Here is a 682-nt window from a genome sequence, read left to right on the forward strand (position 1 = left end):
GCACGCTGGGCATGAGAACGGTCGCGCAAGGCATCGAGACCGAAACGCAAGTCGTCCTCGTCAAAGAACTCGGTTGCGATGCCGTGCAGGGATATTTCATTGGCAAGCCGGTATCGGCAGCGCGCATCGAACCTTACGCCGAGCCACGGTTCGGGCCGGCGCCGGTTGGAGTTTCGTCGTTGCAGGACACGGGAAGCGGATCACGCTAGAGGTCAACGCGCAGTCGGACGTTCGCATTGCTTCAGGCTACGGCTGGTTAGCCGGCATCTGCCTCCGTCGCACCTACACGCGTGCGAAAGCCAGCAACCCGATATCTGACGCCGATGCGCTGCAACGGCATTCAGAAACAATGCCGCATGGAAAGCGTCAAGCAGCACGTCCGACCGACCTTCGCTGATGTCGTCAAGCGATCCCAATCAGGAGATGTGGAACGCACACCAGTGCGTGCGTGGCACCGTGTACTTTAGGCGGAACGGGTTCGCCTGCGCGGTTTCCGCTCCACCAAGGCCCCGCGATGTACAAGACGTTCCGCGACAAGGAGGATTGCTGCATCAAGGTTGTGCTGCAGCCGTAAGGGCGGCCCATGTTTCACGCACCGGCGGTGGCGAATCCGCAGTTTTGATCGTTGACGCGCCCGAGGACGAGGCCGCGCGCGACGCCAAAGTACGCATGCAGGCCAGTC

At 61.6% G+C, this 682-nt stretch carries 1 protein-coding gene and 1 pseudogene; both read left to right on the forward strand.

Going from position 1 to position 682, the window contains the following annotated elements; genetic code table 11:
- Window positions 1-209 (forward strand): EAL domain-containing protein (locus PQR02_RS40680; RefSeq protein WP_408243430.1); only part of this gene is annotated, 209 nt, incomplete at its 5' end.
- A 287-nt stretch (window positions 210-496) separates the two neighbouring features.
- Window positions 497-574 (forward strand): annotated as a pseudogene (locus PQR02_RS40685) (zinc-binding dehydrogenase); the annotation flags it as partial.
- Window positions 575-682 lie beyond the last annotated feature (108 nt).

Source organism: Paraburkholderia sediminicola, assembly GCF_046026895.1.
Classification (GTDB): Bacteria; Pseudomonadota; Gammaproteobacteria; order Burkholderiales; family Burkholderiaceae; genus Paraburkholderia; species Paraburkholderia sediminicola_C.